Raw genomic sequence first — 21,448 nt, forward strand, 5'->3', positions numbered from 1 at the left:
GCAAATTGTCAGATATGTTCACTTTTAACATATCTTGCATACATCACGATAAATCCAGATCTACATCCCTGTTCATCTGTGGTAAAAAATATTCGCCTCCCACCTTTCCGTATTGTTCTCAGTACGAAAGATCCAAACGACTTTAAGCTGGATGGAAATAATCATATATTTCCTGCGCCAAACGAAGACCTATTCCAGGAACTTCCGCTAGCTGTTTAACAGACGCCTCCCGAATATAATCGATCGAATTAAAATGCGCCAAAAGCAACTTTTGTCTTTGGAATCCCAATCCCGGAATTTCATCTAGACGAGAACGGCGCAACTTATCGGTGCGCTGCTGGCGGTGGAAAGTCACAGCAAATCTGTGCGCCTCATCCCGCAATCGCCGCAACAATTGCACCCCCGGTTGTTCTGGATCTGTTTGCAGTGGCAAAGATTCCCCAGGCAGAAATATTTCTTCTCGCTGTTTGGCTAAACTTACCACTCGCAAATCTTCCAATAAATTCATTTCTTGCAGAACTGCGACAACCGATGACAACTGACCTTTACCACCATCGATCATCACCAAATCTGGAAAATCTGGATTTCCCACTCTTTCCAATTGCGGGTCTTCTGCGTACTTGCGGAAACGGCGACGAATAACTTCGGCGAGACTGGCAAAGTCATCGGAGTGACCGGCAGTAACGGTAGGATTTTTTATCTTATAATGTCGATAATGTTGTTTGGCAGGTAAACCATCAATAAATACGACCTGAGATGCTACGGCATTTGCACCTTGAATGTGGGAAATATCGTAACCTTCTATCCGTCGCGGCAAGTCTGGTAAGTCGAGAATATTGGCTAAATCCTGGATTGCTTGGGAATTGCGATCGCTAAATCGCTGGATACGAGATAATTCATACCCAGCATTGCGTTCCACCATTTCAATTAACTCAGCTTTGCTTTGGCGCTGCGGAGCTAAAATAGTAACTTTACGACCTTTTAACTTCGTTAAAAAATCCGCCAATATTTCGCTTTCTGGCAATTCGTGTTGGACTAGAATATCAGCAGGAATTTCCACAGGTTCGGCATTTTGATAATGTTCCTCCAAGACCCGCTGCAAAATCTCTCCTGGTGTGGCAGATTGTGCATCTGCCACAAATCCCAACCTCCCCACCAAACGTCCGCTGCGAATCTGGAATAATTGAATGCAGGCGTGTCGATCGTCGGCGGCAAGTGCGATCGCATCCCGCGACACGGTATCATCGGGCAAGGAGACTTTTTGATCGGCGGTCAGAGACTTCAATCCACTAATTTGGTCGCGGATACGCGCTGCCGTTTCAAAGTTTAGCGCCATTGCCGCCTGTTCCATCTGTGCTGTCAGGATGTCAATCAGTTCTTGACTGCGACCTTGGAAAACCATTGCCACTTTTTGTACGATTTTGCGATATTCTTCTGACGAAATCAGCTGCTGACATACACCAGGACAGCGCCCCAGGTCGTAATTTAGACAAGGACGGTCTTTAAATAGGGGTTGCGGACGCTGACGCAATGGAAATATGCGTTTGATTATATGTAAGGTTTGACGTAAAATACCAGCATCGGTGTAAGGGCCGTAATACTTGTCTTGTTTCTTCGCCAGTCTCCGATTGCGGGTGACGAAAATGCGCGGATAGTTTTCTGACCAGGTAATTAAGACGTAGGGATATTTCTTGTCATCTTTGAGCAGTACATTGAAGTAAGGTTGGTGCTGCTTGACAAGGTTGGCTTCTAATGCTAGAGCTTCGGCTTCGGTATCGGTGACGATGAATTCAATCTCGGCTACCTGCTGTACCATTAAGGCAATGCGGGGACTGAGGTCTTTGGAGTCGCGGAAGTAGGAACGCAGACGCGATCGCAATTTTTTCGATTTGCCGATGTAGAGGATGCGATCGCTCTCATCCTTCATAAAATATACACCAGGTGCAGGAGGTATTTCCTTGAGGCGACCTTCCAGGCGTTCCGGGTCTTTGATTAAAGGTAGTGCTTTTTGTGAAGTCGTCACGGCTGGCTTAAACAAACTTGCTCTATCACCATGATACGAAAGCAGTTTAATTTCTAGGGTGGGTATTGCCTACCGGAAACCGAACAAAAACCCGGTTTCTTCAAAAAACCGGGTTTTTAATCAAATAGATAATTTATTAAGCAGTTTTGTTGGCTTTGCGCTTGCTAGCGGCAACCATTCCACCCACAGCCATCAAACCAAGCATGGTAGAGGGTTCTGGCACAGATGCGGGAGGAATTACGCCTCGAAGAGAAACTTCGTAGTTACCGTTGTGAGATGAACCATCAGCACCTTGTCCGGCGCTGTTAGTCAAACCACTGTTGGTAGCCAAAAAGCTGTAAAGGAACTGACTTTGCCCATCGATGGTAGCTTTCACGACTTCACTAGCTTGGAATCCATTTTTTACTTGAGACGCAAAAAATGCGTATTCTGGCTTGTTTTGATAGTATGCTTTCACGTCATAATGACCAGCAAGGCCGATATTGATGTCAGTGCCACTAGCGGTAACATAGGAAATGTTCGGGTCACTGCTGCGTTGAAAACCACCAATATCATAGAAAGCTTGAAAAGCCGCAAATCCAATAGCATTTCCAACGTAGTTTGCTTTACCAGCATTGGTCAGGAAGGCATTAAACCATGTATTTGCAAAGTTGTTTTGCCCGTAATTGGTGTTCAAACCTGCGCCAAACCAGTCAGTTGCTGTTAGGCTGCTGAGGGTGAGGTTTTTGCCTGCAACTGTCCCTGTAACGCTGGTTACAGCGCTAGATGCCTTAAACTGTGTATTACTCTTAGTCTCGCTGCTGGCAAATAATTCAATGTTGCCACCGGGAGCGGCGCTGTTTCCACCTAAAATGCTATCTAAGTTAGCGTTGGGGTTGATGTAGGTACTGCTACCTTGAACATCGTAAAGCAGGTAATCGCTGCCCGACACGCTGAAGGCGGATGCTGGGGCGGTAGCTAGAACGCTGGCACTGGCAACCATTGAAGCGCCGATAGCAATACGTTTAATAGTTTGTAGCATTTTTGATTTCTCCCTAGAGTTATCTTAGTTGATGGCCTGCGCTGGAAATTGCCACTGTTTGCGGGCGTTGTCTATTTCATTGTTGTCTTCAGGAGTCTAAAGCGGTTGTGATTTCTGGCACAAGACCGAAGTGATAATTTCTTAGACTCTATAGCAGTAGTGCTACCCTCATACTTTATTACCGAACATCCCAGCCATTTGAACTGGGCTTTTTTCTTTCACTTCGTCCATTCTAGGAGTACGGCAAGAGTAATAGGTAAACTTTATGTGATTTTTTTGCAAAGTTTTGGTGAAGATACGGAGAAAGGACACCAGAGCCTATCCGAAACATCCCAAAGTTGCCCAAGAAACCCGGTTTTTCTTCCCAATACCTTCGCCATTTCCCTGTGGCTTTGGCCTTTGTGAAGCGAAACGCAACGCATTTGGGCTCTTTCGGAGTTGTTATGCTTTTGTTCAAAAAAATAACATTTTTATTTCTCTGCTCAAGATCTCAAGAAATCAAGATATCCTCTACTCAAATAGCATAGTAAATACGGAAGTTCAGTAAAGGTATTGTCTTCTATGACCAAATTTTTGGGATGGTCTCTAAGAATTTTTTTATGTCCTTGACTGTTGCATCTAACTTTAGTGTTTCCCTCAGTATTGCAAAACTGATAAATATAGCATTGACAAATATTGTTTTATGTGTTCTAAATCCCAGTATTATAGCTGGTCATTAGAAATTACCGATCGGAATTATAAAATCCTTAAAAAATTTATCAAATATTTAAGTGCAAATACTTAAACAATAAGTTTAATAAAGCAATTGTCATGCAATTAATCACAATTTATTGAACTTTTATAACTAGATCGCCAGGAAAAATAAAATTATGACCTGCAAACACTATTTTTCAAGAACTAGAGTTTAAATTAAAACTAAGAGCCTATTACTTTTGAAGCCTTTGCCGTTTGCTCTCACACAAACCGGGTTGCATCCATGACTTCAGAAAATCTTGAAACTCAATATCGGGAAGCCTTGAATCAAACGCTCAATCACCTGCAAACAGTGAATCTGTTAGTGGCACAAATTGAGGCTAAAATGGACGAAGTTAGAGACTCTATGCAGAATTTATCCCTGATAGGAGAAAAACTTACCGCCAAGAAAAGACGCCTAATAACTAGAGACAAACGAAAATTTATTTATGTCCTCAAATCTCGCAATTCTTCTTGAATTGCCTGCCGCAAATAAGAAAGATTCACAGGTTTGACGAAGTACCTTTTAGCTCCCAAATTTAGGGCGCGTTGTTGGTCGGCCTTAAAAGCATACGCTGAAACGACTATCACCGGCACCTCCTGCCAGTCTGGCTTCTGTTGGATTTGTTGGAGTAGAGTATACCCATCAATACCTGGTAATTTCAGGTCTAGCAAAACCAAGTGAGGCTGGAAGTGGGACATAGCCTCAAAAAAGGTAGACCCTTCGGCAAGGCAGAGAACCTGGTATCCCAGGTAGCTGAGATAGTCGCTTAGCAAGCGGCGATTTACTTCGTGATCTTCAACCAGTAAAATACGACCAGTCAAAATTCGCTCTCCTGACTGAGCAAGGGGGATTTGTGCATTTTCAGCATGATTTTTCTTGTTAGATAGCACTAGCGTGAAAAGCTGTCACGCCAGCTAGGGAAATTCCCTAGAGAGTAATATAGCTAGGGACTAGGGGCTAGGGGCTAGGGGCTAGGGAAGAGGGAAGAGGGAAGAGGGAAGAGGTTACTCCGTAAGGGATTATGGACTTCATGTAACAGTTGGAGTTGGCTTAATCGCCCTAAAGTTGCTATATTAGGACAATACATTCGCAATACTGGTAATTAAGCGATACCTTTATGGAAAATTCATGAATTGGTAGAAAGAATAAATTTAGGACTTACAGGTTGAAGCGGCTTTTACCACTACAGTAGGGGCAATTCATGAATTGCCCCTACTGTAGTGGTTGCAAAATCAAATGAGTAAGTCCTAAAATTTTTATTCTGTTTTAGGTAAAGATTGTGTGAAGAATACGAAAAAGTCTTCGTTTGTAAGATCCGTGTTATTACGGAGAAAGGAACTTAGCGATTCTTTCAACGGCTGCTTCTAAGATTGGTGGTTCGTGTACCAAGGCAAAGCGGATGTAGCCTTCGCCCATATTGCCAAAGCCAGCACCGGGTGAAGCGGCTACTCCCGTTGTTTCTACTAGCTGGGTGCAAAATTCGATCGAATTGGTAGTCCAAGGTTCGGGTAATTTAGCCCAGACGTACATCGTGGCAACTGGTGTTGGCACTTGCCAGCCAATGCGATGTAAAGCGTTGATGAAGGCATCGCGCCTCAAGCGGAAAGTTGCAACGGCGGCTTGGACTCCTTCTTGAGGGCCATTAAGGGCTGCGATCGCACCATTCAAAATACCACCGTACTGGTTGAAATCAACTGCCGCTTTCACCAGCCGCAACGCCTGAATTACCTCGGCATTTCCAATAGCGTAACCGATCCGAAAACCGCCCATGCTGTAAGACTTGGAAAGAGTGAAGAACTCGATCGAAACAGTTTTTTCGGGATCGGCTTCCAGAATTGAATGTGCCTTGGTGTTTTCAAACACTAAATCGGCGTAGGGAAAATCGTGAACTAGCACCAGGTTGTGTTTTTGGCAAAAGGCGACTGCTTTTTGGAAAAAAGACAGGGGTGCTAGAGCAGTAGTAGGATTGTGGGGATAGCTCAGCACCATCATCCGCGCCTGCGCTAAAACTGCGGCTGGTACTTCCTCAAACACAGGCAAAAACTCATTTTCTGCTCGCAGAGGCATTGGGTAGATCTGACCGCTGGCTAAGTAGACCCCACCCATGTGGGAAGGATAGCCCGGATCTTGCAGCAAGGCAAAATCCCCCGGATTGAGAACTGCTAGGGGTAAATGGGCTGTTCCTTCCTGAGAACCAATTAGGGGCAGCACTTCCGTTTCTGGGTCAACCAGAACACCGAATTTTTGGGTATACCAGTTGGCGGCTGCAACTCGAAAATCTTTGGTGCCGCGAAACAGTAAGTAGCCGTGGGTGCTGGGGTCTTTTAGGGATTGCGCGATCGCATCGACAACGTGGGTTGCGGCTGGCAAATCCGAAGATCCCAGCGACAGATCTATTAACTGCTTACCCGCTGCTACCGCTTTTGCCTTCGCCCGATCCATATCCGCGAAAACATTAAATTGTAGGGGATCTAAACGTTTGGCAAACTGCATATTTTCTGATTGGTCATTGGTCATTGGTCAGTGGTCAGTGGTCAGTGGTCAGTGGTCAGTGGTCAGTGGTCATCGGTCAGTTGTCATCGGTCAGTTGTCAGTGGTCAGTGGTCAGTTGTCACTTCCCCCCACTCTCCCACTCCCCCACTCTTCGCCTAGCCCCCTTTTGACTTTTGACTTTTGACTTTTGACTTTTGACTTTTGACTTTTGACTTTTGACTTTTGACTTTTGACTTTTCTAGCCCCTAGCTACTGAGATGAGTTTCCAGTAAACTGGTGATTTTCTGTTTGCTCTCGATTCCCTCAACAGTCCCGATCAACTCACCGTTTTTAAACAGTCTAAGTGCCGGAACACCCTCCACCTTATACTTTGCCACGGTATCTGGATTGGGATCTACTTCCATTTTCACGACCTTGAGGCTAGAACCATAGCTTTGGGTTGTCGAGCTAATTAACGGCGTCATTAGACGGCAAGGCCCGCACCAAGAGGCCCAAAAGTATACCAACACAGGCTGTGTTGCTTTCAGGACTTCGGTTTCAAACTCAGAATCGGTAATTGCAATCAAACTGGTCATGACACTTTTTCACGCAACAACAGTCATTGATCAAATTACCCCACCCCAGACAGGATCTCAACTGGGCTTGAGCGTTGGATATGTGCCAGTTGGGTGGGTAGCCCAAGGTTGCTGGGCGATCGCAATCTTCACAATATCTTCATCGAATGTATGTAAAATCACTGGTTATGAGACTATAAATAGTATGTTAGGGTGCATTCGGAAGAAGACTCATTGAGGGTCGCTGGCTCGATCATAAGTATATAGGCTTTAAGCATTTGAATGGTGAATTAACAGCTTGGGGGCAGAGTGACTCCAAGGTAATTCTCATCACCAGCAATGATGGAACTGTCACCAAGATGCCTAAGCTTTACAAATAAAGTAAGGTCTTAAAAGGTTAGCTGATACTTTCGATCGGAGCGTTCTTGCGATCGCACCTTTGAGTCTCCCCACGCTCGAAACACATTTGTTGGGAGGCATCACCTCTATGAAAACTTTTACTCCAAAAATCTGGAATCAAATCGGTTTGTCGCTAACCATCCTCACTGGTGTCGGATTTGCAACAGTGCAATCTGCGACAGCCGCCTCTTTAACCGTTGCCGGTTACACCTGGGATGCTGCCGACTCTGTAGTCGGAGGATCGATCGTCTCAGGAAGCCAGAACATCTCTGGTTTCTATGCCAACTTCCTCGCAGACAAGCCCGAAGTTGCCAGTAAAACCGTAGGCTCGATTCTTGGCTTCGATCCCGGCGTCAGCACCTCCATAGACCTTGGCGATGAGACCAACAGAGGCGTCATCGAACTCAACTGGGGAAAAGGGATGTCTCTGACAAACGCGGCTGGTAAGGACTTGGTAGTATACGAGACCGGTAGCTGGGGGTCTCCAGAGGCTTATGCCGTCTCTGTTAGGAAAGTAGGCTCTAGCAGCTTCAGCGAGTTCAGATACGAGTTCAGCGATGGATTTGAACCTAACGTTTTTGCCACAGGTTTCGACTTAAGCGATTTCGGTATTGGCAACAACGAAGAAATCGATGCTATCCGCATCACCAACTTGCTGGCAACGGACAAAGTGAATGGCGCTGATGGACGGGGATTCCTTGGCGGTAGCTTCGCTCCTCAAACTGGTGGGTTTGGTTCAGGAGATTACGTCGCCGGTAAGTTTGACGCAGATATCACCTTTGTGGCTGGTCTGCACAAACCGAAGCCTGTTCCCGAACCAACTTCTGCTTTAGCTTTGCTGGTGTTTGGTGCTGCTGGTGCTGGTGCCGTGCTAAAACGGCGTTAGTCGCGATTAATAAGTCAAGTTGCTAATTGGGTACGTAGTTGCGCTTTAGCGCTCAAAGAGCGCTAAAGCGCAACAACGTACCTGGTGCAGAAGCCTTAATAATCTAACTAGCAACTTACGTTAGCGATCTATGAATATCTTTCTTAGCAATATTCGCCTCAAATGGTTTCTTGCCACTAGGGCTTTAGATTATAGCGCCGATTTTGTCAAAATTTTGTATCAAATCTATTTAAACCATAACAAAATTATACACTACCGTAACGGATACCCGGTTTATTCCCTATCCACCCCAGCTTTATTCAGCAAGCCAGCCTCAAACTTTATCGCTCGCGCATTATATCGCAGCATTCAAAATAAAAACTTGCCCAACTTGATGAGTTTTGCTGTCAATGACATCTGCAATGTCACTTGCGAGCATTGTAGTTTCTTCACCGGAGTAGAAGAAAAAGGCAGAAATATTTTGACATTAGAGCAAGCCAAAAAACTCATCCAAGACGCTCAAGATTTGGGAGTATCTGTAATTAACTTTGTCGGCGGCGAACCACTGCTCCGAAAAGACTTACCGGAAATTATTAGAGCGGTCAACAAAGACTTTTCTACGACTGTTTTATTTACCAACGGTTGGCATTTAGAAAAGCGGGCAGCAGAATTTAAAAAAGCGGGCTTAGACAGCATCTATATTAGCATTGATGCCGCAACTCCAGAGAAGCACGACCAATTTCGGAATCAGCCAGGTTTGTTCGATCGAGCAATGCGGGGTATCCAAACAGCGAAAAAGTTAGGCTTTTCGGTAGGAATCTCCACAACCATGACACCTGAATCTTACCGCGATGGAGAATTAGATAAAATTGTCAAACTAGGAAAAAACATAGGAATTCATGAAATACTGGTATTTGAAGCTTTACCAACGGGAAGGTATAAAGAGCGACAAGACTTAGTTGACAACAACAACTGGGTAGAAGATATGATCCAGTCAGGCAGAAAATACAACCAAAATCCCAGTTATCCCGGAGTTGTTTTCTTTTCTTACTTCACCAGTCATCGCAGCGTCGGTTGTTCCTGCGGTACGAGTTATTTTTACGTATCTCCTTACGGAGATATTATGTCCTGCGATTTCAATCATGCCAAATTTGGCAGCATTCTTGAAGAACCCCTGTGGAGGATTTGGGAGAGATTGAGTACGCTACCCGAATTTTGTCAAGCAAAGTGGGGTGGATGTAAAATTAAAGATTCTGAATTTCGGCAAAAAGAGACTGTCTCAGGCGGAAACCTGAATATCCACATTTAGTAATTACTATTACCCTATGATTTCACACCTCTATCTCAATCCAATTCTGGCCAACTGCAACTTCGATAAAAGCCCTACTTTACCAATTGTTCTGTTTGAAATTTTTATTGTTGCTGGAGTTGCTGCCGCTTTCATTATACTTCGTAAAGTCACAGATAAATTGCCCCTACGCTTTCTCATAATGAGTTCGGGAGTGATGATGTTTGAGTTATTCACCGCTCCCATGTGGAATAACTTCAGAATGGGGCAATGGGCTTATGTTTACCACGATGTTAGTTGGATTTTGACGATAGGTTGGGCAGCTTTAATTTTGGGAGTTGTGCTGTTTGTAGACAAACTTTTACCAGATTGGAAACACTGGAAAAGATTTGCAGTTTATATAGGGATATTGACTGTAGCAGTCATCGTTTTAGAAACGATCGTTGTCAATATTGGACTTCGCAGTTACTCTCCTGAAGTTGTCAAGGCTATCTCAGGTATTTGGGTAGCGGGAGTACCGCTAGAAATCTTATATTACGTACCCGTGTTTATGGCATTAATCATCAGCTTTTACAAATATTGGAGTTTCATAATAGACGATATACCTTTAGTACCTGTGAAGCGCAGAAAATGGGTGCGTAGCTTTTTTCTAGCTTTCTTAGCAATCTTCTTATTTGAAGTAATGATTGAGCCGATGGTAAACAATCAAAACTTTCCCACGTGGTCGTACATATTTCACGATATCAGCATTACACAGACTGGAATGTGGATTCTCATCGTCGGCTTTGCTGCTGCTGTAGTAGGTAGATTTTTCATCAACTATCCAACTCCGCAAAGATATGCTATTGCTGTAATTCTTACCAGTGCTATAGCTTTTCCTATAGAGGCTTGGCTGATGAACAATGGCTATCGAGTTTACGGTCACAGCGCTGTCGAAACTTGGATAGGTTATAAAACTCCTCTCTTCAATACACCAGTAGAAATAGCTTTTGGGATACCCATTTATATGGCGCTAATTATTGCGTTCATTCGCTATTGGGAAACTGCGATCGACAATAAGTTCTGAGGTAAACAAGTGATTGTGAGGGAAATATAAAATGCTGAGACAAAGAAGGATTGACGACCGACAGGCACTTTTTCATATTTTGAGTTTTCTGGTTGGCGCGATCGTTGTTATTTCTTACTTATCCATAACTTCTGGAGGTTTAAATAACGCCCTAACAATTTTAGTGTTTTTAACAATCTGTACGTTAGGAATTGGGCTTGTTATTATTAGTATTATTGCCTGGTTGGTAGGTATGATAATAGTAGGGCCAATTTGGTTCCCGGTTTTATTATATCTCAATCGCAATTCAGCTAGGAGAGAAACAAGTTTTGATAGAGTTCAGCAAGAGAGTCCATTAATCACTCCTAACGAAACAGTACCTCGTCAAGAAAGAAACTCTCTAACTCCTAACCAAATAGCAGTGATTGAATACATGAGAAAAGGTAGCAGTTACGGTTGGAGCAATTCTCAAATTACTAACAGGTTGAAGGTGCAAGGTTGGAGCGACGAGGATATCGAGTCAGCCCAACGCATTATTAGTAATAGTGCGGGTTAGATTTATGCAGCCAATAATGTTAAATCGCTGGTGGATTTATCAGCGAGAACGCTTTCCAATTGTGGCACATGGCGTGCTAATTGCGGTATTCAGTGGCTCTGCGTTTGGCTACTCTGTCCTGCTGCGCGGTGGGACAAAAATGCAGAATTTTAGTTCAATAATAGTTGCCTTTGTCAGCGTTTTTATATTTTTTTTACATCTGCGAATTGCAGATGAATTCAAAGATTTTGAAGACGATTTGCGATACCGTCCTTACCGTCCGGTTCCTAGAGGTTTGGTGAGTTTACGCGAGTTAGGTTGGCTGGGTGTTTCTACTGGGATAATTCAGCTAGGTTTCGCTCTTTGGTTAGCACCAACTTTGGCTTTGTTGCTGGTTTTGGTGTGGCTTTACTTTGGGTTGATGTGCAAGGAATTCTTTGTGCATGATTGGCTAAAGGCTCACCCTTTGGCTTATATGTGGAGCCATATAGTAATTGTACCGCTGATTAATTTGTATGCAACAGCCTGCGATTGGCTAGTGGCGCAGGCGTCCCCACCTGGGGGTCTTTTCTGGTTTTTGGTGGCTAGCTTTTTTAATGGGATGATAATTGAAATTGGGCGGAAGATTCGATCGCCTAAAGATGAAGAGTTTGGCGTTGAGACTTACAGCGCTGTCTGGGGGCGTCGAAATGCTGTTTTGGCTTGGTTGGGTGTGGTGGGATTGACTGCGATCGCATCTTTTATATCTGCCTACCAAATTAACTTTACCACTTTTGTTGGTTGGCTGCTGGGGATATTAGTAATGGCTGCGGTTGCTGTAGCATGGCTTTTCCTGCGTCAACCCATGACTAAATGGGCTAAACTTATAGAAAAAATGTCTAGTCTCTGGACACTGCTAGTATATCTTTGTCTGGGTATTATACCACTTATACTGCCTTAATGAGCCGTTTAAAATGCCGGAAATAAAATTTAAAATCTAAAATTGTATGACTTATATTATTCGCTTTGAGGATAAAGAAAAAGAGTCTTTAATGGGGGGCAAGGCAAGAGCGATCGCGCAATTGCAACAACAAGCTGGTTTCCTCATCCCAAACGGCTTTGTCCTCTCGCCAGCAGCTTTTGAAGCCAGTCTTACTCTTGAGTTGCGTGAAGCTATTGTAGAGACGTTTCATGAAATGCCTCTACAACAAGATGAGGATGAAATACAGAGATTGCTGGCAAACCTCCAACTAAACGAAACAGTCAAATTAGAAATGCTCTACACCCTGCATCGACTTTGCCCGAATGGGGAATTGGTGGCGGTGCGATCGTCTGCAATTGATGAAGATAATGTGCAGCATTCTTTCGCAGGACAACTCGATAGTTTTTTGAACGTACCGCTGGAAGAAGTAGCAGAAAAAGTAGCAGCAGTTTGGCGATCGAATTTTAGCGATCGCGTCTTGAATTACCGTCGAGAACTTGGCTTGTCCCCAATACCGCATCCACCCGCTGTGCTAATTCAACGGATGGTTAATCCAACAGTAGCGGGAGTTGCTTTTGCAGCAGATCCGGTGACGGGGAGACGAGGCGTAGCAGTAATCAGTGCGGTTTCCGGTTTGGGTACTTCTTTAGTGTCTGGAGAAACCGATGCCGATACTTATCATGTCGATCTAAAAGAACGCATAATTCAACGTCAAATTATTGCCGAAAAACCTATTCTTGATGATGAGCAAATTCAAGCAGTAGCCAAACTGGTGCGTCAGGTAAGCAAATACTTCGATCGCCCTCAAGATATTGAGTGGGCAATTGAAGATGGACAAGTTTACCTGCTGCAATCTCGCCCCATTACTACACTAGCACAAATGCCAGATCCAGATGGCATTTTCAACTTGTGGGATAACAGCAACATCGCTGAAAGTTATAGCGGCGTTACTACACCTCTAACCTTTTCTTTTGCGCGTCGAGCTTATGAGCAAGTTTATCGCCAATTCTGCCGTTTAATGGGAGTACCGCTAGCTACAATTAATCGACACGATGACACATTTAGTCGCATGATTGGGCTGATTCAAGGAAGAGTTTATTACAATTTGCTGAGTTGGTATCGAGTTTTAGCTTTGTTACCCGGTTTTAGAGTAAATCGGCGCTTCATGGAACAAATGATGGGAGTGCGGGAATCTCTGCCAGAAAGTATTGTAGCTGAGTTGCAAACTGCCACTTGGCAAGATCGTCTGCAAGATAGTTGGCGATTGGTTAAGACTGTTGTTGGTTTAATCACAAATTATTTCTTGTTGCCGCGACGGATTCGGCAATTTTATCAGCGATTAGACAAAGCTTTGCAGTTGTCGCAATTCAATTTAGAAGATTTACGTCCTGATGAGTTAGCTGCCTTCTATCGCCAGATTGAAAGTCAATTGCTGACTCGTTGGGATGCGCCTTTAATTAACGATTTCTTCGCCATGATTTTCTACGGTGTTCTGCGAAGCTTAACGGAGAAATGGTGTAATGATAAATCGAGAACGCTACAAAATGATTTGATTGGTGGCGAAGGCAATATTATAAGTGCAGAACCGGCAAAAAGAATCCGGGAAATGGCTGGATTGATTGCTGGAAATCGTGAAGTTATCGAACTGCTGTGTCACGGTTCTTTAGATGCAATTTTGCCAGCGATCGCGCAGTTGACTGAGTTGAAATTGCAGTATCAAGAATATTTGGAAAAATTTGGCGATCGCTGTTTGGAAGAACTCAAACTAGAAAGCCCAACTCTTCACGATAATCCGCTACCTCTATTGCGTGCGGTGGGACAATTAGCAGGCATAGAGAGAGTAGGAGAGAATTCTCTAACCGAAATCCCAAATCCTAAATCCCAAATCCAAATTCGATTCAGAAAAACAGCAGAATTGCGTCTTCGTAGAGCGTTTAGGGGTCATCCGCTGCGGCGATTGGTGTTTAATTGGGTGCTGAAAAATGCCCGGAAACGGGTGCGCGATCGCGAAAATTTGCGGTTTGAACGTACCCGCGTTTTTGGTCTAGCACGGCGGGTTTTTCTAGAATTTGGAAGACGTTTTTATGCCCTAGATTTGCTGCAATCTCACCGCGACATTTTCTATTTAGAAGTGAATGAAATTATGGGATTTATAGAAGGTACAGCTACCTGCACCGATCTGAAAGGATTGGTAGCTGTGCGTCAGGGAGAGTTTGCCAAATATCGGGAAATGCCATCTCCTAGCGATCGCTTTGAAACACGCGGAATCGTTTATCAGGGATTGGAACCCCCCCCGTCCACGGGGGGGACGAAAGGGGGAGTTTCCCAGTCACCAATCACCAGTTCTTATTTGCAAGGTATTGGTTGCTCTCCGGGAGTGGTGCGGGGTGCTGTGCGGGTGATTACAGATCCAAGGCAAGTTGTAGGAACCGATCAAAGCGTACCCCTACAACCTGGTACAATTATTGTTGCCGATCGCACCGATCCGGGTTGGATTTTGCTGTTTCCTGCTGCTGCTGGTTTGCTAGTAGAAAGAGGAAGTTTGCTATCTCATGCTGCTATTGTTGCACGCGAATTGGGAATTCCTGCGATCGTCTCTCTTCCTGGCGTTACCCAGTGGTTAAAAGATGGTGATTGGGTAGAATTGGATGGCAGCACAGGAAAAGTTTCTAAGATTAGCTGATTGGCAATTGATAATCGCTAACTTTATCAGTGATTTGATTGTATAAGTGCAACACAGGGTATTCTAAATGTGCTACTCAGGTTTACCAATTACCAATGCCTACTGAAATTGCCCTTGCTGCCAAATTTTCCGAAATTCGTTACGCCCAGTGTTGGGAAGATGCGGATATTCTACTAGAAGCACTGGATATCAAGCCAGATAGCGTTTGTTTGTCGATCGCATCTGGTGGGGACAATACCCTGGCAATGCTGAGTCGCAGTCCAAAACGAGTGATTGCGGTAGACTTGAGTCCAGCACAGATTGCCTGTTTGGAATTACGAGTAGCAGCTTATCGAGAATTAACACATCCAGAACTTTTAGTATTGATCGGATCTAGGAATGAATTAGAGGAACCAGAAGAGAAAACTTTTTTTTCTGCAACCCGTAATCCAGAAATCTCCAAACTGAGAACTCATCTGTACCAGCGCTGTCGATCGCACTTATCGCCAACCGTGCGCGAGTTTTGGGACGATCGTCCGAATGCGATCGCCTCTGGTATTGGTGCAGCCGGAAAATTCGAGCGTTATTTGGCACTGTTCAGTCGCTACATTTTGCCCCTAATTCACAATCGAGATGATATCGTCGCCTTTCTTGAACTAGATACCCCAGAACAACGGCATATTTTCTACCAAAAACGTTGGAACAATTGGCGATGGCAGCTTTTATTTCGAGCCTTTTTCTCCCAGTTTCTCCTGGGGCGATTGGGAACAGACCCTAGTTTTTTGAGGTATGCCAATACTAACTTAGCAGAGCATCTTTTGGAACGCACACGCTATGCTTTGACAACTCTAAATCCGGCTAAAAATCCCTATCTACATTGGATATTAATGGGTCATCATTTACACATCCTCCCCTATGCTTTGCGGGATGAAAATTTCGAGGCTATCCGTTCTAAACTTGACCGTTTGGAATGGCACTGCATCGCTATTGAGGATATTTTAGATACTTTGGATGAAGATTATGTCGATGGCTTTAACTTGAGTAATATTTTTGAGTTTATGTCTTTAGAGAGCTATTATCGTCTGCTGAAAAAAATAATATTAGTTGGACGCCGCCAGGGAAGATTGGTATATTGGAATCGGTTGGTAGAGCGTCGTCGCCCCGAATCGATGGCTGACTGTTTGCAACCTTTGTCCAGTTTTGCTCACCAGTTATATCAAGAAGATAAAGTTTTCTTTTACAGAGAGTTTATCGTAGAAAAAATTATTTAGAGGTAAGAGTGAATAATTTTAAATTAGGTAAAAAATACAAATGACCGACGAGAAATTACTAATTACCAATCACCAATCACCAACGCCGCCTGATGCTCATTGGGTTTTAATTAGAGATGAAAGCAATTTAGTAGGACGTTGCTCTTTGTGGTGGCAAAATACTCCATCTTTACCTAATCATCGCTTAGGATTGATCGGTCATTATGATGTTCAAGATGCCGCAGCAGCAGCGCGAATTCTTCAGCACGCCTGCGAACAATTAGCCGCTTTTGGCTGCACTTTAGCAGTTGCTCCCGTCGATCGCAATACTTGGCAACGCTATCGACTGCTGACAGAACGAGGCGAAGAACCTGCTTTCTTTTTAGAACCGGATAATCCCGATGATTGGCGATGTGATTTTTTAGACCAAGGCTTTACACCGCTGGCTGAGTACAGTTCTGCTTTGAATACAAACTTAAGCTACAGCGACCCACGTCTAAAACGAGTTGGTGTGCGTCTTGAGAATGCAGGTGTGCAAGTTCGCTCGGTGAATTTAGAGCGTATTGAAGAGGAATTGCACCGAATTTATACGGTATCGTCCGCCAGTTTTCGCAGTAATTTTCTTTACACGCCCATCAGCGAAGCTGAATTCATTGCCCAGTATCGTCCCCTATTGCCTTATCTAAAATCAGAGTTCGTGCAGATAGCAGAACACAACCATAATCCTGTTGGTTTTCTATTTGCCATACCCGACTGGCTGCAAGCACAACGGGGAGAAACTATCAACACTGTTATTATCAAAACTGTTGCAGTTTTACCTAAACGCATCTACGCTGGATTGGGTAATTTGCTAGTTGCACAATGTCATGCTGTAGCGCACCATTTAGGTTACAATCGAGCCATTCACGCATTAATGCACGATGCCAATCCTTCGCGCAATTTAAGCCGTCGCTACGCTCAAACTATACGTCGTTACACCCTGTTTGCCAAACAGCTATAGGGAATTGGTAAAAAAGGAAAAGTTGGAGGAAATTAATGACAAATGGCAAAAAAAGAAAATCGTCACGCCGCTACTGATCTCGAACAGTGCAAGAGAATGGCTAAGCGCAATCGATGGAAATTAATTCGAGTTGAGCCGACAGGGCTTCCTATACTAAAGGTAGATTGCATTTTTGAAGGTGAGCAGACAAGTTTTATGGAGGACGATCGCAATGAGTGAGACTTGGATTATATTTCACGCCGAACCCGATCAACCTGGATGGGAAAACCGCAAGCTTCCGATGGGAGGGCTAACGGGCATTCTCGATGAACAGTGGGATTACACTGGTAGCGGTCAAATACCGCAAGTGGGAGAACGGTTCAGGCAATTTTTGCAAATCGAAGCATTCTCCGATCCGCAATTCCCAAAAAGTTCAACTCACAGCAGAGAAGGTGACTGGGTAGTGACCGGAGTTGAGCGCTATAGTGCCACTTCTCCCGATTGCTCTAAGCTGGAAATCGTGCTGTGTTACTGCAAATTCGATCCTGTAGTGTCCGATCTCAAACCAATTGGTAGAGGACAGCCACAGGAAGATTTGCAGGTCGGGCATAAAGCTTATTCCTAATGAACATTGCCACTATCCTGCACGATCGCACTGCCACTCACCCGCAATTACCGGCAATAATTGATACAGATTGCCATCACAGCCGCATCATCACCTTTGCCGATCTGGAACTAGCTGCCAGTCGTGTTTGCACTTTGCTGCGTCGCTGCGGTTTACAGCCTGGAGATGCCGTGCTGGTGTTTTATCCGATGTCAGCGGAGCTTTACACTGCACTGCTTGCCCTGTTCCGCTTGGGGCTGGTGGCGATTTTCCTAGACCCAGGTGCTGGTAGAAAACACATTAATCAATGTTGTAAATTATACCCCCCAAAAGCTTTGATTGCCAGTCATAAAGCGCATTTGCTGCGCCTGGTATCTCCAGCTTTGCGTCGAATTCCGCTCAAATTTGCGATCGCGTTTCCGGTTCCGGGGGCAATTTCTTGGCACAGTGCGCGGCATTTACCGCCAGATCCTGAAATTGTGCGCTGTAGCCATGATACCCCTGCCTTGCTAACTTTTACCAGCGGTAGCACTGGGCAACCAAAAGCAGCTTTACGCACACACGGTTTTCTTCTATCTCAGAATCGAGTTTTGGCACAATGTTTACAACCGAAACCGGGAGAAGTAGAGTTAGTTACTCTGCCTATTTTTGTTCTGGCAAATTTGGCTGCGGGTATGACTAGCGTAATTCCTAAAGGAGATTTGCGGTTTCCAGGTGCGATCGCTCCATCTCCAATAATTGCACAAATTCAAACTCACAAACCGAGTCGCATATTGGCATCTCCCGCATTTTTAGAACGCTTGGCTGAATATTGTCTCAAACGTCGTTTAACTCTGCCCAGTATTGAGAAAATCTTTAGTGGAGGTGCTACCGTGATGCCTCTCGCGATCGCAAAATGGCAGCAGATTGCCCCCCAAGCAGAGTTCACCGTCGTCTACGGTTCCACCGAAGCCGAACCTATTGCCCGAATTTGCGATCGCGATATCAAATCCGAAGACATTACCGCCACACTCAACGGACGCGGTTTGTTAGTAGGAAAACCCGTATCTGCAATTCAATTGAAAATTATCCGCCAGCAATGGGGAAAACCTATTATTTCTTATACCGAGTCCGAATTTGCTAATGCTTGTTTACCCCCCGAAACAGTTGGGGAAATAGTTGTTAGCGGAAACCACGTTTTGCCCGGTTATTTATATGGATATGGTAATGAAGAAACAAAATTCAACGTAGAAGGTATTCCCTGGCATCGAACTGGCGATGGTGGTTATCTCGATTTGCAAGGTCGTTTGTGGTTATTGGGACGCTGTAGTGCTTATATTGAAGACGAATACGGTATTCTTTATCCGTTTGCAGTTGAAGCGGTAGTTCAACATTATCCTAATATCCGTCGATGCGCGATCGTTTCCTATCGGGGACGGCGAATTCTGGTAGTTGAATTAAATAATCCTAAATCAAAAATTAACTTGACATCTCTACATCAATCTTTAGCAAATACTCAGATTCACGCTATTAAAGTGTGCAAAAAGCTTCCCGTAGACAAGCGCCATAATAGTAAGATAGATTACCCAGCTTTGCTCAAACTTTTGCAGATTTCTCGATAGTTAGTAAAAATTTTGCATGCCAAATAACCTATCTGGCAATAATATTGGAGGCAGGGTGGTTTCATTCTCTCAAAAACCGACACTCTGAAGCGGCTATGCAGGCTTTGTTCGTGTAGCCCCAGGCTTGAGCCTGCGGGCATTTCTAGAGGGTTTTTTTGTATGGATGCGATCGCATGGAAATTGGGATGCAGCCGAGTTGTTAGATCTGGCAGTCTTATGGGAATACTAGGGAGGCAGAAAGCGCGATCGCTCTATGCCCCATCTGCAACCTGCCCAGGCAAAACTCTCTGCGTTATTACGCTTGCAGAATTCTCAGTTGGGTGGGAAAATTTACAAAAACAGGCTTTTAACGATACAAGAGGAACAATATGGGATTCATTGAAGATATTGCAAAGGTTTCCGAACAAGTTCGCAAGAAAGCTGACCAAGTTACTGGAGAAGAAGCAACTAAGCAGTCCCTCATCTTGCCGTTCTTCAGTGCGCTGGGCTATGACATCTGGGATACGGCAGAGGTTAATCCTGAATATATTTCAGACGCAGCGACAAAGAAACAAGGGCAGTTTGAAAAAGTTGACTACGCTATAGCTATCAATGGAACGATTGTTATGCTGGTAGAAGCAAAAGCGCGTAATGAGAAGCCTGAAGCCCACGACGGTCAATTACGCAAATACTTTACTTGGACAGTCCCAGCCAAAGTTGGTATTGTCACTAACGGCGTTGAATACCGCTTCTTCACCGACTTGGATAATAAAAACATTATGGACAAGGAGCCATTTTTCAGCTTCAACGTTCTTAAATATGACTTAAAAGCTCTTGAAGACTTAAAGCTATTTCATCGCGATAACTTCGATACAGCAGCTATTATTAAGTATGCGGAGGAGATGGTCTATGTAAAAGGCATGACTCAACTTGTAGGAGATATTTTGCGTTCTCCTTCCGAGAAATTTATTCGCTTTTTGTTGGAGGAATTTGGTGAAACATCGCCTCTGAAGACGGCTGAAGGCCAGATAAATAAGATTAATAGTAAAGTAGTTGAAAGGTTTAAACCAATCATTACAAAAGCGATTCAGGCTAGCTTAGTTGAGCTAATGACTCGCTCAATTAGTCAGGAGATATCCCAATATAATGTAGCTGGAACAGCCACAAAAACCGCAGATCCAGAAGATATTCCAGAAGACCCAGGAACTGGAGAATCAAAAATTGTAACAACTCCTGAAGAACTGGAAGCATTTGAAAAAATCAAAGCTGTTGTAGCTACTTCCAAATACAAATTCGATATTAACCACAAAGATACAGTCTCCTACTTCGGAGTAAATCTGGGTAAAACTACGTGGTGGTTCCTGCGGCTGTATTTGACTCCAAAGAAAAACAGTTTTGTAACTCGCCTACCTGTAAATGAAGTGAAATCTCTAGCATCAGGCTTTGAAGTACAAGAAGTCTCAGCTTCACTTGGAGATGCAGCATCACGAGTAATCATTTCCTCTGTCAGCGATTTAAGTAAGCTTACATCTCTGATTCTTAAGTGTTACGAGACAGAAGCAGCCAAGCACTAAATAAATCCGGTAGGGTGCGTTAGGCTTAAGCCGTAACGTACCATCACGTAAAATTTCTGGATTTGGTAGGTTGTTGCGCTGTCTTCGCTAAAGCGCAACAACCTACCTACTACTGACTACCAACTTGCATTACTCCAAAAGCCAGCTAAATAACTCTCCTACAGTCAACTGTAAATCATTAGCAAAAGAAGGTACGGGAAGTTGCTGTTCTGGTTCGTCAAATATTTCCGGTTGTTCCCTGGGAAGATAAACAAATACTGTTTTCTCATCTGGATCGATTAACCAACCCATCTGTGTCTCGTATTTCAGACAGTGGAGAATATTTTTAGTAACTTTCGTCTGGCTTTGTTCCGGCGATAAAATCTCGATCGTCCAATCGGGGGCTAACTGAAAAACGTTGGCAATTTCGCCATTCTCATCGCGAGGTATTCTATCCCAAACAAACACCGACACATCCGGTACGATCGATCTGCCGCCAAAGGTACACCGCAGTTCGGTAAAAGCCCGTGCAATTCGCCGAGGTTTTAAGGCAGCATTGATAACAGTAACTTGTTCCGTCTGAATCGTACTGTGTTTTCCTTGGGGCATTGGCTTTTGAATTATTTTTCCGTCAATATACTCGCTGGCGGGTTTTGTTTCTGGTAGTTTCAGAAACTCTTCTAATGTGACGGGTTTGGATGGTGTTTGTACCATTTGGGGCAATTTCCCAGAAAGCAAGTATCGGAGTTATGAGAACTATTTTATCACGGCTTATCCAATGACGCTCCCAGCAGTTCAGATATCCGACTTCTTAAAGAAGTCGGGTATGTCGCCTTCACAGCATTGAGGATTTTGTGTCAAATTACTCAGTTTCCCACACAAAATTGCTGTACCTTGGCC

General features: G+C 44.1%; 20 protein-coding genes. 14 read left to right on the top strand and 6 right to left on the bottom strand.

The genetic code is table 11. The features are described from left to right. Positions 1 to 142: 142 nt before the first annotated feature. Complete coding sequence (gene uvrC / locus LAY57_RS06695; protein ID WP_249065551.1) at positions 143 to 2,023, bottom strand: excinuclease ABC subunit UvrC; 1,881 nt, start codon at positions 2,021 to 2,023, stop codon at positions 143 to 145. Between the two features lie 136 nt (positions 2,024 to 2,159). Continuing rightward, positions 2,160 to 3,044: an NF038130 family PEP-CTERM protein gene (locus tag LAY57_RS06700; protein ID WP_249065552.1), complete on the bottom strand. Its 885-nt coding sequence runs from the start codon at positions 3,042 to 3,044 to the stop codon at positions 2,160 to 2,162. 976 nt (positions 3,045 to 4,020) lie between these two features. Between LAY57_RS06700 and LAY57_RS06705 the strand changes: the two genes are divergently transcribed. Then, positions 4,021 to 4,254 (top strand): hypothetical protein, encoded by a 234-nt coding sequence (locus LAY57_RS06705; protein ID WP_249065553.1) that lies wholly within the window; start codon positions 4,021 to 4,023, stop codon positions 4,252 to 4,254. On the opposite strand, the gene LAY57_RS06710 is transcribed toward LAY57_RS06705, so the two are convergent. Beyond that, complete coding sequence (locus tag LAY57_RS06710) at positions 4,224 to 4,601, bottom strand: response regulator (RefSeq protein ID WP_249065554.1); 378 nt, start codon at positions 4,599 to 4,601, stop codon at positions 4,224 to 4,226. The genes LAY57_RS06705 and LAY57_RS06710 overlap by 31 nt on opposite strands. 502 nt (positions 4,602 to 5,103) lie before the next feature. Further along, positions 5,104 to 6,273, bottom strand: coding sequence for an LL-diaminopimelate aminotransferase (locus LAY57_RS06715; RefSeq protein ID WP_249065639.1), 1,170 nt, complete (start codon positions 6,271 to 6,273; stop codon positions 5,104 to 5,106). Between the two features lie 9 nt (positions 6,274 to 6,282). On the opposite strand from LAY57_RS06715, the gene LAY57_RS06720 reads away from it, so the two are divergent. Continuing rightward, on the top strand, positions 6,283 to 6,432 hold the full coding sequence (locus LAY57_RS06720) for a hypothetical protein (protein ID WP_249065555.1): 150 nt from the start codon (positions 6,283 to 6,285) through the stop codon (positions 6,430 to 6,432). Positions 6,433 to 6,518: 86 nt separating this feature from the next. Here the strand turns inward: LAY57_RS06720 and trxA are convergent, their stop codons facing one another. Continuing rightward, complete coding sequence (trxA, locus tag LAY57_RS06725; protein WP_249065556.1) at positions 6,519 to 6,848, bottom strand: thioredoxin; 330 nt, start codon at positions 6,846 to 6,848, stop codon at positions 6,519 to 6,521. 466 nt (positions 6,849 to 7,314) lie between these two features. Here trxA and LAY57_RS06730 point away from each other — a divergent pair, with 466 nt between their 5' ends. The 12 genes from LAY57_RS06730 (at position 7,315) to LAY57_RS06785 (ending at position 20,569) form a co-directional block, all read left to right on the top strand. Further along, positions 7,315 to 8,112, top strand: coding sequence for a PEP-CTERM sorting domain-containing protein (locus tag LAY57_RS06730; RefSeq protein ID WP_249065557.1), 798 nt, complete (start codon positions 7,315 to 7,317; stop codon positions 8,110 to 8,112). Between the two features lie 130 nt (positions 8,113 to 8,242). Beyond that, entirely contained in the window at positions 8,243 to 9,400 is a 1,158-nt protein-coding gene (locus LAY57_RS06735) for a radical SAM/SPASM domain-containing protein (protein WP_249065559.1), read from the top strand. Positions 9,401 to 9,416: 16 nt separating this feature from the next. Next, positions 9,417 to 10,445, top strand: coding sequence for a hypothetical protein (locus tag LAY57_RS06740; protein WP_249065561.1), 1,029 nt, complete (start codon positions 9,417 to 9,419; stop codon positions 10,443 to 10,445). A 31-nt stretch (positions 10,446 to 10,476) separates the two neighbouring features. Beyond that, positions 10,477 to 10,980, top strand: coding sequence for a hypothetical protein (locus LAY57_RS06745; RefSeq protein WP_249065563.1), 504 nt, complete (start codon positions 10,477 to 10,479; stop codon positions 10,978 to 10,980). 4 nt (positions 10,981 to 10,984) lie between these two features. Next, positions 10,985 to 11,899, top strand: a complete 915-nt coding sequence (locus LAY57_RS06750; protein ID WP_249065564.1) for a UbiA family prenyltransferase — start codon at positions 10,985 to 10,987, stop codon at positions 11,897 to 11,899. A gap of 46 nt (positions 11,900 to 11,945) precedes the next feature. Continuing rightward, the gene (locus LAY57_RS06755; RefSeq protein ID WP_249065566.1) at positions 11,946 to 14,603 is read left to right on the top strand and encodes a PEP/pyruvate-binding domain-containing protein; all 2,658 of its coding nucleotides are present in this window, start codon (positions 11,946 to 11,948) and stop codon (positions 14,601 to 14,603) included. A gap of 95 nt (positions 14,604 to 14,698) precedes the next feature. Beyond that, entirely contained in the window at positions 14,699 to 15,853 is a 1,155-nt protein-coding gene (locus LAY57_RS06760; RefSeq protein WP_249065568.1) for a BtaA family protein, read from the top strand. 40 nt (positions 15,854 to 15,893) lie between these two features. Continuing rightward, complete coding sequence (locus LAY57_RS06765) at positions 15,894 to 16,832, top strand: GNAT family N-acetyltransferase (RefSeq protein WP_249065569.1); 939 nt, start codon at positions 15,894 to 15,896, stop codon at positions 16,830 to 16,832. 42 nt (positions 16,833 to 16,874) lie between these two features. Next, positions 16,875 to 17,051: a hypothetical protein gene (locus LAY57_RS06770; RefSeq protein WP_249065572.1), complete on the top strand. Its 177-nt coding sequence runs from the start codon at positions 16,875 to 16,877 to the stop codon at positions 17,049 to 17,051. Further along, positions 17,044 to 17,436 (top strand): hypothetical protein, encoded by a 393-nt coding sequence (locus tag LAY57_RS06775; RefSeq protein WP_249065574.1) that lies wholly within the window; start codon positions 17,044 to 17,046, stop codon positions 17,434 to 17,436. The genes LAY57_RS06770 and LAY57_RS06775 overlap by 8 nt, the downstream gene beginning before the upstream one ends. Next, positions 17,436 to 19,016: an AMP-binding protein gene (locus tag LAY57_RS06780; protein WP_249065575.1), complete on the top strand. Its 1,581-nt coding sequence runs from the start codon at positions 17,436 to 17,438 to the stop codon at positions 19,014 to 19,016. The genes LAY57_RS06775 and LAY57_RS06780 overlap by 1 nt, the downstream gene beginning before the upstream one ends. 368 nt (positions 19,017 to 19,384) lie before the next feature. Beyond that, entirely contained in the window at positions 19,385 to 20,569 is a 1,185-nt protein-coding gene (locus LAY57_RS06785) for a type I restriction endonuclease (RefSeq protein WP_249065576.1), read from the top strand. Positions 20,570 to 20,698: 129 nt separating this feature from the next. On the opposite strand, the gene LAY57_RS06790 is transcribed toward LAY57_RS06785, so the two are convergent. Further along, complete coding sequence (locus LAY57_RS06790; RefSeq protein ID WP_249065577.1) at positions 20,699 to 21,262, bottom strand: Uma2 family endonuclease; 564 nt, start codon at positions 21,260 to 21,262, stop codon at positions 20,699 to 20,701. Positions 21,263 to 21,448: the final 186 nt, after the last annotated feature.

Source organism: Argonema antarcticum A004/B2 (assembly GCF_023333585.1).
In the GTDB taxonomy this organism is placed as follows: Bacteria; Cyanobacteriota; Cyanobacteriia; order Cyanobacteriales; family Aerosakkonemataceae; genus Argonema; species Argonema antarcticum.